This window comes from Collinsella aerofaciens (assembly GCF_039758965.1).
Taxonomy (GTDB): Bacteria; Actinomycetota; Coriobacteriia; order Coriobacteriales; family Coriobacteriaceae; genus Collinsella; species Collinsella aerofaciens_BR.
Genome location: NZ_JBDMSL010000007.1, coordinates 15,673 through 30,113, shown reverse-complemented (window position 1 = coordinate 30,113; position 14,441 = coordinate 15,673). Strand labels below are relative to the sequence as shown.

At 60.3% G+C, this 14,441-nt stretch carries 11 protein-coding genes; 8 read left to right on the top strand and 3 right to left on the bottom strand.

All coding sequences use genetic code 11. The annotated features are described in order from the left end of the window. Positions 1-9 precede the first annotated feature (9 nt). The gene (locus tag ABHU32_RS03275) at positions 10-1,191 is read right to left on the bottom strand and encodes a cation diffusion facilitator family transporter (protein ID WP_346978930.1); all 1,182 of its coding nucleotides are present in this window, start codon (positions 1,189-1,191) and stop codon (positions 10-12) included. 218 nt (positions 1,192-1,409) lie between these two features. Here ABHU32_RS03275 and ABHU32_RS03270 point away from each other — a divergent pair, with 218 nt between their 5' ends. Further along, positions 1,410-2,747 (top strand): TFIIB-type zinc ribbon-containing protein, encoded by a 1,338-nt coding sequence (locus tag ABHU32_RS03270; protein ID WP_346978929.1) that lies wholly within the window; start codon positions 1,410-1,412, stop codon positions 2,745-2,747. A gap of 229 nt (positions 2,748-2,976) precedes the next feature. Then, positions 2,977-3,246 (top strand): hypothetical protein, encoded by a 270-nt coding sequence (locus tag ABHU32_RS03265; protein ID WP_346978928.1) that lies wholly within the window; start codon positions 2,977-2,979, stop codon positions 3,244-3,246. Between the two features lie 94 nt (positions 3,247-3,340). Here ABHU32_RS03265 and ABHU32_RS03260 read toward each other — a convergent pair whose 3' ends face one another. Both ABHU32_RS03260 and ABHU32_RS03255 read right to left on the bottom strand, forming a co-directional pair. After that, the gene (locus ABHU32_RS03260) at positions 3,341-5,824 is read right to left on the bottom strand and encodes a phosphatidylinositol-specific phospholipase C (RefSeq protein WP_346978927.1); all 2,484 of its coding nucleotides are present in this window, start codon (positions 5,822-5,824) and stop codon (positions 3,341-3,343) included. Positions 5,825-6,129: 305 nt separating this feature from the next. Beyond that, complete coding sequence (locus ABHU32_RS03255; protein WP_346978925.1) at positions 6,130-6,723, bottom strand: hypothetical protein; 594 nt, start codon at positions 6,721-6,723, stop codon at positions 6,130-6,132. 460 nt (positions 6,724-7,183) lie between these two features. Here ABHU32_RS03255 and ABHU32_RS03250 point away from each other — a divergent pair, with 460 nt between their 5' ends. The 6 genes from ABHU32_RS03250 to ABHU32_RS03225 form a co-directional block, all read left to right on the top strand. Next, a complete protein-coding gene (locus ABHU32_RS03250; RefSeq protein ID WP_346978923.1) occupies positions 7,184-7,816 on the top strand; it encodes a cyclodeaminase/cyclohydrolase family protein in 633 nt (210 codons plus the stop codon). A gap of 2 nt (positions 7,817-7,818) precedes the next feature. Continuing rightward, positions 7,819-8,673 (top strand): bifunctional 5,10-methylenetetrahydrofolate dehydrogenase/5,10-methenyltetrahydrofolate cyclohydrolase, encoded by an 855-nt coding sequence (locus ABHU32_RS03245; protein WP_346978921.1) that lies wholly within the window; start codon positions 7,819-7,821, stop codon positions 8,671-8,673. Positions 8,674-9,027: 354 nt separating this feature from the next. Next, a complete protein-coding gene (locus ABHU32_RS03240) occupies positions 9,028-10,551 on the top strand; it encodes a C69 family dipeptidase (RefSeq protein ID WP_346978920.1) in 1,524 nt (507 codons plus the stop codon). A gap of 99 nt (positions 10,552-10,650) precedes the next feature. Beyond that, positions 10,651-11,067 (top strand): hypothetical protein, encoded by a 417-nt coding sequence (locus tag ABHU32_RS03235; protein ID WP_346978918.1) that lies wholly within the window; start codon positions 10,651-10,653, stop codon positions 11,065-11,067. Positions 11,068-11,075: 8 nt separating this feature from the next. Continuing rightward, positions 11,076-12,839 carry an ABC1 kinase family protein gene (locus ABHU32_RS03230; RefSeq protein ID WP_346978916.1) on the top strand — a complete coding sequence of 588 codons (1,764 nt, stop codon included), beginning with the start codon at positions 11,076-11,078 and terminating at the stop codon, positions 12,837-12,839. A gap of 431 nt (positions 12,840-13,270) precedes the next feature. Next, positions 13,271-14,441: DUF4430 domain-containing protein (locus ABHU32_RS03225; RefSeq protein ID WP_346978914.1), on the top strand; the 1,171-nt coding region annotated here is incomplete at its 3' end.

Below are 14,441 nucleotides of genomic sequence, written 5' to 3'. Positions count from 1 at the left end.
TTAAGCGGGCTACAGCTGCTCTGCCGGACGGTCGGGCGAGCTAAAGCCCGAGTCAAACGTAACGACGCATGATGCATCGGGCCGGCGCTCGTGCACGATGCGCGTGACGAGCTCCAGTAGCTCCTCGTCGGATATGTCAAAGCCGTCGGGACGCACCAGGTCAAACGAAACGAACCCGTCGTGCTCGTGCAGGTCGTGGATGGAGAGCGCGGGATCGATCTGCATGACGCCGCGCTTGACCCAGCCGCGCAGGTCGTCGCCGGTGGTGGCGATGGGGTCGCAGTGCAGCGTGATGCCGATGCCCATCTGGCGTTTGATATCATGCTCGATGGTGTCCAGGATCTCGTGGTGCTCAAAGGCATCGCCCTCGCCGGGCATTTCGACGTGTGCGCTGGCAAACTGACGGCCGGGGCCGTAGTCGTGCACCATGAGGTCGTGTGTGCCCAAGACCTGCGGATAGGACATGATCTTGTCGCGGATTGCCTGGACGAGCTTGGGGTCGGGCGCTTGCCCCAGCAACGGGCTGATGGCGTCGCGCACCAGGCCCAGACCGCTGATGCAGATGAAGATGCCCACACCCAGGCCTGCCCAGCCATCGAGATCAAAGCCGGTCGTCTGCGAAATAAGCGCCGCCACCAAGACCGAGCCCGAGGTGATGACGTCGTTTTTGGAGTCCTGCGCCGTGGCGATGAGCGTTTCGGAGTCGATGTGATCGCCCAGCGTGCGGTTGAACGCTGCCATCCAGAATTTGACGAGCATGGACAGAACAAGGGCAGCCGTGGAGAGCGCCGAATACACGGTGGGCGAGGGCTTGATGATCTTGGTGACCGACTCGAGGATTAGGTTGATGCCGACGGCACAAACCAGGACGGCGACAAACAGACCAGCCAGGTACTCGTAGCGGCCGTGGCCGTAAGGGTGGCCCTCGTCTGCCGGGCGGCTGGCAAGGCGGAACCCGAGCAGGCTCACGATGTTGCTCGAGGCATCGGAGAGGTTGTTGAAAGCGTCGGCGATGAGGGAGACGGAACCGGCGAGCAGGCCCGCGATGCCCTTGGCCAGGCACAGGGTGATGTTGAGGCCAATGCAGATGAGGCTTGCGGCAAAACCCGCGTTGGTGCGGCAAGATGCATCGACCGGCTCGTCCTCGCTGCCGGGAACAAGCGTATGTACCAGCCGATTTACAAATAGCATAGCGGTCGTCCTCACAATCATGTTTAAGGGGATAGTGTAGCTCGCGCGGGGGCGCCGTGCACCGATGCTCAGAAAATGCAGCAATAGTCTGCCGGTGCTAACGAGCGAGCCTTCTCGTCTGCCCGGGCGGTCCATTTTGGGCCACATGGGTATGGGCATGTGCCTGTTTGCTCGACATACTTAATGTCGACAGCCCCTGTGCAAAGGAGGACGTTTCCATGGACGAGATGTTTGCCATTAAATGTCAAAACTGCGGCGGTCCTATGTACTCGCACCAGGCTAAGCGCAGTTTTGAGTGCGCCTATTGCGGTGCGATCATTCCGTGGCAGGCGGACGCCGGAGAGCCCAAGAGCGCTTTGGGCATTCGCCATACGCCGTTGACGGTGGTGGATGGACTGCTCAAGCTCACGCATGTGTCGCAACTCGAGCGCCCGGAGGACCCGGACTGGTATTTCTTCAATTCGCACTGGCGCAATCAGTCGGTCCTGGAACATCTGCTGTGGGAGGATCGCGGCACGGCGCAAGAGTTCCAAGAGGCCACGCATGTGAGCATTCCTTGCCCCTTCTGCGGAGCGTCCTTTGAGGGCGAGTCAACGCAGCGCGTGTTTGAGTGCCCGTCCTGCGGCAACAAGATCGGCGTTGCCGACCTGCTCAAGCCCGGTACCTTCAGCAAGCGCCTGACCATGGGCGTTGGTGCGGAGTATGTGCCCGAGCAGGGCATTCCCTGCGAAATCTCGCCGCAGCAGGCACGTGCCAACGCACTGCAGCTGGTGCGCCAGTACCCCGACGCCTTTGCCGGGCACGATGTGGAAGACGCGATTCAAAACGACATGATGCTCTTCTATTTCCCCATGGCGCTTGCCGATCTGCGCATGATGGCGAGCTTCCCGGGCAAGGGCCTGAGCAAGGAAACCCTGGTGTACTACGAGGTGCTCGACTGGGCATACCCGCGGGCAAACTATCTGGATGTTCGCCTTATGGGCATTTTGGAGCCGTGGGACTTTGCCAAGGTTGGGCCGTTTGACCCGGCCATGCAGGAAGGCAACTTCCGCGTCGTCTCCGTCGATGCGTCTACCAAGGACCAGGTGGTCATTGATAAGTTGGCGCTCGACGTTGCGGGCAACGACGCCGAGGCTGTACTGGGGCTCAATAAAAAGAGCATCCGAACCTGGGCGCGCAAGGCCCGCAAGCATAAGGATGGCCTGGTGATGGTGCCGGTCTACTTTGTCGATCGTCCGGCGACAGACGGCCGCGATGGTGAGCAGGTGCGCATTGCCGTAAACGGCCAGACGGGTCGTGCAGCCGCGGTGGTGTTTAGCGACAAGCGCGAAACGCATATCGTGGCACCGCTCAATCCCAACGTGATGCTGTCGAGCGAAAGCACCGTGCACGCCACGCCCATCGAGGTCAAATACGTTAAATCGCCCTTCCTATACCAGATTGTGCGCCGTGGAGGCGGCGAGCAGCCGCGACAGGTGGCGGCCGCAGCCGAGGGTTCCTACCGAGAGGAGAAGCCCAAACGCCGCGGTCTGCTGGGTGCGCTATTTGGGAAGTAGGGAAGCGCAGCCGGTTGGTGCTGCGATGCGATAGTTAGAGGAACGGGGCAGTCCGCAGAAGTGCGGACTGCCCCGTTTTTGTGTTGCGGGGAAGTACTGGGCACTTCATTAAAGGTCTTCGCACGGACTCGAATTTCAATGTCGCCTAGCGCCTTCGTGCAGGATTCCCGAAGTGACTAAAATGTGACCATAGAGGCAGTTTTAACTCTAACCATGGGGAGCGATGTGTATGGACAACAACACTTTGCTATTCCAGGGTAAGGGTTCGGGCAGGTTTAAAGACGTCAAGATCTACCCTAACCGCATTGAGGTACTCAAGAAGGGCACTTTCGGCGGCAAGCACACCGAGATTGTCTACCTTAAGGACATCACGGGGGTCAGCAGGATCAAGGGCCGCGACGTTTTTCTGCGCAACAGGCTGTTGACTGCCTGTGTCTTTAGCCTGAGCAGCCGCTCCCAGGCTCAGGAATTCGTCAACGTGCTGAACATAGTGATGTAGCCTATGGCGGCGTTCGGGCCAAGGTAAAAATCGGGGGCACAGAACGGTGTCCTACGCTCCCGATTGAGTCGATGTGTTTAAAAGGCCGGCTTGCCTATTCGCTAGCGCCTTCGCTGTCTTCGCGGTCACTGGCAAGCTTTGCCGCGCCAGCGACCGTTGTCGCCACGGCGGCAGCGGCGAGCCCGGCGGCGATACCAGAGCCGTCGCCCGTGTCGGCGAGTTTTCCGCCCGAGCCCTTGCTCTTGTTGCCGCCGCCGTTCTTGTCGGCGCCGTCTGCGTTGGAACCCGTGCCGCTGCCGGTGCCGCCTGCACTGCCCGAGGCCGCTACGGTAAAGCTTACGGCTCCATCGCTGGCGAGCATGTAGTTCTGTGCCGCGTCGCCCAAAAGGTCTTTCGCGCGCACCCAGTACGTCCCTGCGGCAAATGTTTCGCCCTCGGCCATTGCCGTGCCCGGAGCGCCGTTCGCGTCGCGCACAAACTCGAGCTGGGCCGTGCAGGCATCGGTTTCGAGCTTGCCCTCGAGTGATGCCGCAATCTTGGCGCGCACGTCTTCGCCGGCCTTAAGGCCTTCGAGTCCCTCAAAATGGGGCGTCAGCGCGCGTCGATCGATATCGATGGGCACAGAGCCCTGCAGCCCCGTAACGGTCTCGTTGCCCAGGGCGTCGACATCCACGTATTCGATGGCAAACGCGCTGCCAGAAGCGGCCACGTTGAGTACGTTGCTGCTGTCGACAAGGCGGAAATGGCCCTCGCCAACGGTCTTGCCATCTTGGAGCGAGGCATCGCTCAGCGAGTCTCCATACGTCATGTGCATGCGGTCCGGGAGGCAGCATGAAACTGTTGGCTTGTGCTTCGCGTCGTAATTGCGTTGGTAGATGCTCCGGGCCAGTGCCGAATCGACAAAGTCGGACGCGATAATGCCAACGTGCTTGAGGCAATCTGACTTTGTTTTATCGCTGCCGCTGGGATTGATGTACTGGCTCTTGTACAGATGCTCGTTGACCACTCGCGCCGCGGTAAAAGGATTGCTTCCTTGTTTGTAATTCGTGCAACTGGTGTAGTTGATAGACCAGCAGCGTTCCAGGACTTGCACCTTGGCGCCATCATTGTCCTCGACGTCCACCTTGTTGCGCGTGAGATTGGTCGTCTCTCGCAGCGCCATATCGACCCAGCTAATCTTGTCGGTTCCGGTGCATTCAAAATGGTCCTGGGCGTATACCTTGGTGCAATAGGGCTCTTTGTCGCCCGCATTGCCCGTAGTCTCAAAGCCTCGCGCGTCTTGGACGAGGCACATCGACTGCCCGGAATGCGCCTTGATTTTGTCGTCCCATTGGGTGAGATCGAGGCCCCACGTGTGGCTGCTTACGCTGTTGCCGGCGAGTACAAATCGACGCAGCAGGACGATCTTTCCGCGCACCTCGTTCAGTGTGGGGATTCGGCTCGACGTGTAGAACAGATCGGGATTATCGTGCATAACCTTGGCGAAAGCCGTCGTAACGCTTTCGTCGGTAGCCTCGTCGTTGCCTCGTGACGCAAGCATGATGAGCGCTTCTGACGGGTTTTCGTTCAAAAATGTTTTGAAGTAACCGATGACATCGGAGAGATGCATAAAGCCCCCGTCTTTTTTGAGCAGGTAGCATCTTCCATGGTCGATACCGGGGTCGCCGTTCTCGTCGTTCCTTCCGAGTCGGATATCAAAATAGCGAATGCCTTCGAGCAACTGCGTCGGGATGTAATCCTGCTGGCACTTTGCTTGTGAGGATTGGGGCTCGGTGTCGTTGTCCACGCTGCAGGTGCCCGAATCATGCGTGCCCGGGATACTCAGCTCGTCGAGGTACTTGTTGTCGTCGACGTATTTCATCCAGCATGGTCCGTCGACGTAGCTGCTATCCGTGGTCCAGTCGATACTTCTAACTGTGGTATTGATCTTGCCCATGTCGTAACCGACAAGTTCTAGCTCCCACGGAATGCTCTTACTCTTATGGCAGATCTTATTGTTGTCCTGGTCTTTGCCGTCCGATTCTATTGCCAGGTACTTAATGTCTTTTTTCTCGGTTTCTTTCTCGACCGTGCGGTCTCGAATGATATAGGTTCCGTTTGATTGACGTTCGAACGCAAAAGCGCGGCTGGGCTTGTTGTCATACTCGCCGCCCCATACGTGGATGACCTTTCCATCTTTGTCCGAGTCGTCGTCGACCGACCAAATGCTGTAGCCCGTCTTTTTATGCTCTTCGAAATTGAGCAAGGTGCGGATAGCATACCAGTTTGTATCGTCATTCTTGGTCGTTACGTTCTCAAGGATGAGCTTGCTGGACGTGCCGTCGTTAAACAGGTGGCAGACGTTGCCGCGAACGTTGCCGTCTTGGTTGACGCTCGCGGTGCGAAAATAGCCCGCGGGGCGAAGGCGAATGACGAAATTGTCGAGGCTGTCCGACGGTGCGGGTGTGTTGTCTGCAAATGCCGTTCGCAGGGGAATGCCCGGCGCTGCGGTTTCAGGCAGGCTTGCAAGTGGTGACAACGCCGCAAGCCCTAGGCCCAGCGTAAACGCTCGGCGGCTGATGGCATGGTGTTCGGTCATATCTCCTCCGTTCGCAGGGTGCGGTTATGCACTTGTTTTGGTCACTATACTGCCCAGATGTTTAAAGACGCCGGTTTAAATTGCCTGCGCGGCGCTATAAATCGGCGGGCGGACGTGTTGGGGCACTTGTCTATTTGTGCTGTTATCACGTCTGGGATGGTTTTGGAGCCCGGCATCCTGCGTTCGTCGGCTACCGGCATAAGAATGGGGAGGGTCGGCTTACCGGCCCTCCCTGGGTACGAAGCGCTGGGATACCGTCGCTTGTTTGCACTGCGTCCGTGTTTCCCGTTGTGCTCGCCAGTCGCTTAGCGCTTGATCTCGATATCCTCGAGCTTGACGTCCATGGCCTCGGTCTTGGCCTTGGCGATGTCGTCGGCAAACTCCAGAGACTTCATCATGGTCTCGACGGCGTCCTTGTGCTCCTCGACATTGTCGATACGTACGTACACACTGCCGCCGTCAACGTCAGTGAAGTACTCGGTCGTCACGCCGCCCGAGTGCGTAAAGTAGGCGCTGCGCCAGGTCTTGCCGTTGTACTTAACGGGATCGCTCTCGGTCCATCCGGAGTTGGCCTTCCACTTTGCCTCGTAGTCAAACAGTTCATCGGCGTTCTTGTCAGGATCGAAGACGGGGATGAAGCGGTCGCTGGCATGCTCGCTCTCGGTGAACTTAAACTGGGCCCTGTCGGCGGTATCGCCTGCGACGTCCGTGATTTCGACGCCCTCGGGGACTTCGACCTTAAACCAAATGAAGTCGGTCCTCATATCCACGGCTGGCTTTTCCGCGCCGCCGTCACCGCCACTGCCGGTAGCGTCGCCGTTTCCGCCACAACCCACCAGGGCAACCGCGGCAAAGAGACTGATGCAGAGGGTGAGAATCGCAAAGGCCTTCTTTTTCATGGTCGTGTCCTCCTCGATCTGTAACCGCCCATGGATTACCTGCCTTTACTGTACGCGCGGACGGCTCGCTAGGGTGGGCCATGTGTCCCATTCTGGGGGCTGGAATTGCGCCGACAAGTGGCAATATGTGCGGTCGCAAAAGAGGGGAGGGCCGATGCTGTCGGCCCTCCCCGGGGTGAGGTGCCCGTTGATTTAATGGGGCGCGCGTGCGTGGGCGTTGCCCCAACAGGTTCCTTGTTTATAGATATGCCTCAGTTTTTGACGTCCGGAAGTCTCGAAAGGTGGGCCATGTGTCCCATGTTTGCGGTGCCGAGGCCTATCGTTCGTCATAGAAATCCGCGATGGCCAGGTGCGCTGACGCTCATGTACTTATGGGCTAGACTTAGCACCATTATGTGATTGATGCGGTCGGTCGGCGGTTGCCACCCGACCGATGTATATGACTTGAAGGTGCGTGCGTATGAGCCAAGAGATGATGGATAAAACATGTCGAGAGTTTGCCGAGGCGCTTGCCGCACGCGAGCCGGTTCCCGGCGGCGGTAGCGCGAGCGCCTTTGTAGGTGCACTGGGCGCCTCGCTTTGCGGGATGGTTGCTCGCTATGGGGCGACAAACCCTGCGCTTGCCGATCGCGCAGACGATCTGACGCGCGCGTTTGCCCAGGCGGATGAGTTGGCGCAGGAACTTGTGGGTCTGGTCGCCGAGGACGTTCGTGCGTACGGCCAGGTGTCCGCGGCGTACGGTATTCCGCGTGACGATCCGACTCGAGCGACCGCGATTCAGGATGCGCTGCATGTGGCCGCTCTGCCGCCGTATCGCATTATGGATGCCTGCGGGCGTGCGCTGGCGCTGCTCGAGGACATGGCCGACAAGGGTTCGCGTCAACTGCTGTCCGATGTGGCGTGCGGCGCCGTGTTCTGCCGTGCCGCTATGCAGGGCGCGAGCTTGACGCTCTTTGCGAACACCACGTCTATGAAGGATCGCGCTCGTGCTAAGGAGCTCGAGACGGCGTGTGATGAGTTGCTCGACACATGGTTGCCGCGCGCCGATGCGCTGGCGCGCCGCGCCTCCGACGCTGCAAGGAAGAGAGGATAGCCATGGCTGAACTGCTGAAGGGTGCTCCCGTTGCTCGCGCTTTGACTGAGGAACTTGCTGCTCGCTGCGCAGCCCTGCGCGAGCGGGGCGTTGTTCCGACGTTGGCTATCGTGCGTGTAGGTGAACGCGAGGACGACCTATCCTACGAGCGCGGTGCGCTCAAGCGCTGCGAAAAAGTGGGGATTGAGGCTCGTCGCGTTTTGCTTTCTGCCGATGTTTCGCAGGACGAGCTGTTGACGGCCATCGAGGACATCAATACCGATTCGGCTGTTCATGGCTGTTTGATGTTCCGCCCGCTGCCCGCCGGCCTTGACGAGAACGCCGTCGCCGCAGCGCTCGATCCCGCCAAGGACGTTGACTCCATGACGCCGGCTTCGCTGCTCACCACGCTTTCGGGGCGCGGCGAGGGTTTTGCCCCCTGCACAGCCGAAGCCGTGCTTGCTTTGCTGGATCATTACGGCGTTGAGCTGGATGGAGCTAAGGTTGCTGTGGTCGGGCGCTCGCTGGTGATCGGGCGTCCCGTTGCCGCCGCACTTACGGCTCGCAATGCCACGGTGACGACGTGCCATACGCATACACGCGATCTTGCTGCCGAGTGCCGTTCTGCCGATATCGTTGTTGCGGCCGTTGGACGCGCGAGCACGATTGGCGCGGATGCCGTTCGCGAGGGCCAGACGATCATTGATGTTGGCATTAACTGGGACGAGGCCGCTGGCAAGCTGGTCGGGGACGTTGATTTTGATGCTGCAGAGCCGGTTGTTGACACCATCACGCCCGTGCCGGGCGGCGTGGGAGCTGTGACGACGGCGATCCTCGCCAAACACGTGATCGAAGCGGCCGAGCGCGCATTGAAATAGGCGTTTTGGGCTGTTTGAGGGGTTAGTTCTATACCCCGTGGACAAAAAATGCCAAATATGAGTACTGTTGCCAAGATAGTCACATATATTTTAGGTTAATTTGGCTCTCTAACGATATTTATTATCGATAGAGAGCCTATTTTATTGGGCCTATGGGGAAGTACATCATCTAATTTTTGAACAAATGTAGACTTTCGACACCCATGCGTAGCAAAATTGCTGTTACTAAATTAGTGACAGTACTCATATTTGGCATTTTTTGACCACGGGGGTTGCCGAGGCCGTGGTTTCGCCCTTTCTGCGCCGAAGCGATACACTGTTGCCGTTTGATTTCTTCGCTCAAGGAGGATGCGCATGCCGTGCACAACGATTCTGGTCGGTAAAAACGCAAGCTACGACGGGTCGACCCTGGTCGCGCGTAACGAGGACTCGTCCAACGGGGTGTTTGAGCCCAAACGTATGCGCGTGGTGCATCCCGACGAGCGGCCGCGCGTCTACACAAGCGTCCTGAGCCACCTGACTGTTGAGCTGCCCGACAACCCCATGCGCTACACGAGCGTCCCCGATGTTGTCCCGGGCCACGGCATCTGGGCCGAGGCCGGTTTCAACGAGCTCAATGTGGGCATGTCCGCAACCGAGACGCTCACCACCAACGAGCGCGTCCGCGGTGCCGACCCGCTCGTCGACTACGTACCCGCCAAGGGCAACGAGGGTGAGGACGGCTATGTGCCGGCGCAACCTGGTGGCCTGGGCGAGGAGGACATGGTGACCCTGGTCCTGCCGTATGCCAAGTCCGCCCGCGACGGCGTCCGTATCCTGGGCGACCTGCTCGAGCGCTACGGCACCTACGAGAACAACGGCATCGCCTTTAGCGACGTGGGCGAGATCTGGTGGCTCGAGACCATCGGCGGCCATCACTGGATCGCCAAGCGCGTGCCCGACGACGCCTATGTGACCATGCCTAACCAGCTGGGTATCGACAGCTTTGACCTGGACGACGCCGAGGGCGACCAGGCCGACCACATGTGCTCCGCCGACCTGCGCGCCTGGATGGCCGAGTGGCATCTGGACTTGACGCTGGGCGTCGAGGGCGACGGCCCGGCGACGGTCTTTAACCCGCGCGAGGCCTTTGGCTCGCACAGCGACAGCGACCACGTCTACAACACGCCGCGCGCCTGGTACATGCAGCGCTGCCTCAACCCCAGCGACGTGTGGGATGGTCCCGAGGCCGACTACACGCCCGAGAGCGACGACATTCCCTGGAGCCGCGTGCCCGAGCGCAAGGTGACCATCGAGGACATCAAGTACGTGCTCTCCAGCCACTACCAGGGCACGGAGTACGACTGCTACGACAGCAAGGGCACGCCCGCTACGCGTGGCGCATATCGTCCCATCGGCATCAACCGCAACAGCCAGCTCGCCGTGTTGCAGCTGCGCCCCTATGCGCAGCCAGCCTATCGCGCCGTGCAGTGGATGGCGTTTGGCTCCAACTCGTTTAACGCGCTGGTTCCGCTGTACGCCAACGTCGAGACCATGCCCGAGTACTATGCCGACACGCAGGCTCGCGTGACGTCCGAAAACTTCTACTGGGCCAACCGCCTGATCGGCGCGCTGGCTGACGTCCGTTTCCATGAGTGCGGCCGCGCTGTGGAGGACTATCAGGAGAAGGTCGGTAGCATGGGCCACAAGCAGATCCATGACGTCGATGCTGCCGTAGCTGCTCTGCCCGAGGCCGAGGTGCCTGCCGAGCTTGCACGCGCCAATGAGGCCTTTGCCGAGCGTGTTCGCGTAGAGACCGATGCTCTACTGGGCAAGGTGCTCTACACCACGAGCTGCGCCATGAAGAACTCTTTCGCGATGAACGACAACGTGAGGTAGGGATTTCCCGTCGATCGAATAGCGCTAAAACGCTTTGTCGCTTTCACTCAATCTTGGGTACAAGAACGCCAATGCAGTTGTTTGTGATTGGAGACAACCATGGTTATGAAACTCGATCAGCTTGTTAACGGCGCCATCAACGTCGGCTTTGGCGCTGCCGCCGTTGCTGTCGAAGGCGGCAAGAAGGTCCTCGACGACCTTAACACCAAAGGCGAGCAGGTCCGCAAGGACACCGCCACCCCCAATATCGCCCGCAGTGTGTCCGATATGTTCGAGCAGGCCGGCGGTACCATCTCCGATCTGACCGAGCGCTTGGGTACGCAGGGCGAGACCGCGGCCCAGCGCGTGCTCGACGAGCTTATCCTTGCCCGTGTCCGCGTCATGACCGCCCCCGAGCGCACGGCCTTCTTGGCCCATGTGCGCGACATCGTCGATTCGGTCGAGGACAACGTGACCTCGGTGCCCGTTGAGTCCGTTGAGCCCGACGATGCGAAGGATACCGAAGAGGCCGAGTAGCAGCGCAGATGGCAGATTCCACCACCGATTACAACAATCTAGATCCTCTGGGTGACGAGGCGGCGGTTGTCGATGAGGTCGACGCCGCCGTCTCGGGCGCTCGCAAGAAGCCGCGCGCTGTCGATATGGTGCCCGAGGAGCCCGACGCGATGGCGCCGGACGAGGAATACCAGCTCACGCCGGCGGGTCGTCGCGAACGCATCGGGCAGATTGTTCGCCTGGTCAAAAAGTACCGCGTGTGGGATAACCTCACGCCGGTTCGTTTGCGCCGCCTGCTCGAGGAACTCGGCCCCATGTTCGTCAAGATGGGGCAGATTCTGGCCAACCGGTCCGAGATTCTGCCGCAACGCTTTTGCGACGAGCTGCGTCGTCTGCGCTCCGACGTGGAGCCTGTGCCGTACGAGGTCGTACTCAGTTGTCTGGAAGAAGAATACGGCCTGCGCCTGGGGGAGATGTTCGATGCGATCGACCCCAACCCGCTTGGTAGCGCATCGCTCGCGCAGGTGCACCGCGCTCGTCTGGTGACGGGCGAGGACGTGGCCGTCAAGGTGCAGCGCCCCGGTGCGCAGCAGGTTATGGCACAGGACATCGATATCATCCGCTCGGTGGTGCGTATCGTTTCCAAGTTCGTCAACACCGATCAATTCGTTGACCTGCACGGCGTGGTCGAGGAGCTGTGGACCTCGTTTCGCGAGGAGACCAACTTTTTGGCCGAGGCCAAAAACCTCAACGATTTCTATGAGTTCCATAAGAGCGTCCATGGCGTGTCGTGTCCCAAATCCTACCTGGACCTTTGCACCGAGCATGTTGTGGTCATGGACTACATTGACGGCATCTCGATTGCCGATCCCAAACGACTGGCAGCCGAGGGTTATGACTTGGAAAAGATTGGCGCCGCGATCGTCGAGGACTATTCGACGCAGGTGCTCGACGACGGCTTTTTCCATGCCGACCCGCATGCGGGAAATATCATCCTCAAGGACGGCATCGTTTACTTTATCGACTTGGGCATGGTCGGACGCATGTCGAGCCACGACCGCGGTATCGTCAAGGATATGATCTTTGCCGTGGCCGAGGGCGATGTGCCAAAGCTCAAGGATTCGCTCATGCGCTTCGCCGTGACGCGTGGCGACTCGGCTGAGCTCGATCATTCGGCCTTTTTGTCCGATTTGGACTTTATCGTGGCTGACTTTGCGGGCCTTGACCTTAAGGACCTGGATATCGGTGAGTTTTTGACCTCGCTGTTAAACCTCGCGCGCAAAAATGACGTTGAGCTGCCGAGCGTGGTGACAATGTTCGCCCGCGGCATGGTGACGCTTGAGGGCCTGTTGACCGAGTACATGCCTAACGTCAACATGATCCAGATCATCCAGACGCACATCAAAAACGAGAAGAGCACCTACGCCCGCATGCGCGAGATGAGCCGCGACTTTGCAGCGAGCAGTTATCGCGCGGCGAAGGGCTCGCTCGAGGCGGCCGAGTATCTGGGCTTGGCTTCGCGCATGCTCACACGCGGCCAGCTTAAGGTGAACACGCAGATCATGAGCAGCGATAAGGCGCTGCGACAGCTAGGTGGGATTATCGACCGCATGTCGATGGCAATTGTGATCGCCGGTCTGTTTATCGGTTCGTCGGTGGTGTACTACGCGCGCATCGAGCCGGTTGTGTTTGGTATCCCGGTCATTGGCTTTATGGGCTACGTGAGCGCGCTGGTGCTGGCGCTTATGCTGGGCCGCAATATCTGGCTCAACAGTCACGGCGGCAAGCACTAGAGGCTGCGGCCGTCACCGCATTTTCCTATCGCAAACAATAGCTTTTACCTTGGGCTTCGCCTGCGTGCGAGGCCCTTTTGCGTGATACCATTTTGACGGTAATAATCGATGGCCTAGATGGTGGTGCGGAGACGCACGAATGCGCGGTTATCCTGCGCATTTGGGAGAATCGGGGTGCAAGTCCCCGGCTGTACCAGTAACCGTAATTCCTCTTGGCTCGGGATGCTCGCGTCGCAGATCGGACGACGTGCCCGAGCCGTTAAGGTTAAGTCGGATCGCCTCCCGTCTTGCATGCGGCTGCGGCTTTTGCCGCCGGTGTGCATAGGGCTCTGGAGGGAAGGGGGACCCCGATGGGGGAGCTCGAGCGCAACATGCGCGATGACGTGGGGCAGTCTCAAGGCAACGCTCCAAGTACAGACAGTAGGAGACAAATGGATATGTTTGAGGACGAGCGTGAGCGCGCCTCGTTGCATCGTTGTGGCGCGATTGCACGCGGTGTAGCCAAGCGCGGCCTGGTGGCATTCCTGGCCTTCGCGATGGCCTTTGGCACCACACCGGCTCAGCTGTGGGCCGAGGGCGCCGAGGGCATTGCCGAGGCTGTGGCTCAGGCGGCACCGCCTGCCGAGAATGGCTCTGGTGAGTCCACGACAAGCCCTGCTGCTGACCTCAATGCGAGCGGCGTGGTGGCGAATGGGGGCACTGCCGAGCAAGATGCCGCCGCGACAGCTTCGGGCCCTACCGACAAGACTGAGGACGATAGCGCTGCCGGCAATGAGGCGTCGGCTGCATCGACGTCCGATGCCTCGAAGCAGGACGCCGCCGTTGTCTCTGCCGCTGGAGAGGCCAAGGCTCAGCCTGCCAAGGCCGCAAGCCAAGAGGTCACGGCCACGTGCTCCGTCGTCGGCACCGACGCCGAGGGCGCCCAGCAGACCTGGGCCGCCGCCCAGCAGATCACGCTGAAGGAGGGCTCGACCGCGGCCGACCTCTCCGAGCAGCTCTTCAAGCAGGCCGGCCTCAAGGCCGACTACGACCCCAACGGCTCCTGGGGCTGGGCGCTCAACACGATCACGTCGCCCTTCGATAAGGACCGCAAGCTCGGCTACGACCCGGCGACCGGCGCGTACTGGCAGCTGTTCGTCAACGGCAAGGCCTCCGACGCCGGCGCGGGCGGCTACACGCTCAAGGACGGCGACTCCGTCGTCTGGTGCTACTCGAAGTACGGCGACCCCGCGCCCGTCGCCAAGGTCACGGCCACGTGCTCCGTCGTCGGCACCGACGCCGAGGGCGCCCAGCAGACCTGGGCCGCCGCCCAGCAGATCACGCTGAAGGAGGGCTCGACCGCGGCCGACCTCTCCGAGCAGCTCTTCAAGCAGGCCGGCCTCAAGGCCGACTACGACCCCAACGGCTCCTGGGGCTGGGCGCTCAACACGATCACGTCGCCCTTCGATAAGGACCGCAAGCTCGGCTACGACCCGGCGACCGGCGCGTACTGGCAGCTGTTCGTCAACGGCAAGGCCTCCGACGCCGGCGCGGGCGGCTACACGCTCAAGGACGGCGACTCCGTCGTCTGGTGCTACTCGAAGTACGGCGACCCCGCGCCCG

Excerpts from the sequence above, each read along its gene's own strand:
- ABHU32_RS03275 (WP_346978930.1), bottom strand. The coding sequence starts at position 1,191 with ATGCTATTTGTAAATCGGCTGGTACATACGCTTGTTCCCGGCAGCGAG.
- ABHU32_RS03245 (WP_346978921.1), top strand. The coding sequence starts at position 7,819 with ATGGCTGAACTGCTGAAGGGTGCTCCCGTTGCTCGCGCTTTGACTGAG.
- ABHU32_RS03240 (WP_346978920.1), top strand. The coding sequence starts at position 9,028 with ATGCCGTGCACAACGATTCTGGTCGGTAAAAACGCAAGCTACGACGGG.
- ABHU32_RS03255 (WP_346978925.1), bottom strand. The coding sequence starts at position 6,723 with ATGAAAAAGAAGGCCTTTGCGATTCTCACCCTCTGCATCAGTCTCTTT.
- ABHU32_RS03230 (WP_346978916.1), top strand. The coding sequence starts at position 11,076 with ATGGCAGATTCCACCACCGATTACAACAATCTAGATCCTCTGGGTGAC.
- ABHU32_RS03265 (WP_346978928.1), top strand. The coding sequence starts at position 2,977 with ATGGACAACAACACTTTGCTATTCCAGGGTAAGGGTTCGGGCAGGTTT.
- ABHU32_RS03250 (WP_346978923.1), top strand. The coding sequence starts at position 7,184 with ATGAGCCAAGAGATGATGGATAAAACATGTCGAGAGTTTGCCGAGGCG.
- ABHU32_RS03260 (WP_346978927.1), bottom strand. The coding sequence starts at position 5,824 with ATGACCGAACACCATGCCATCAGCCGCCGAGCGTTTACGCTGGGCCTA.
- ABHU32_RS03235 (WP_346978918.1), top strand. The coding sequence starts at position 10,651 with ATGGTTATGAAACTCGATCAGCTTGTTAACGGCGCCATCAACGTCGGC.
- ABHU32_RS03270 (WP_346978929.1), top strand. The coding sequence starts at position 1,410 with ATGGACGAGATGTTTGCCATTAAATGTCAAAACTGCGGCGGTCCTATG.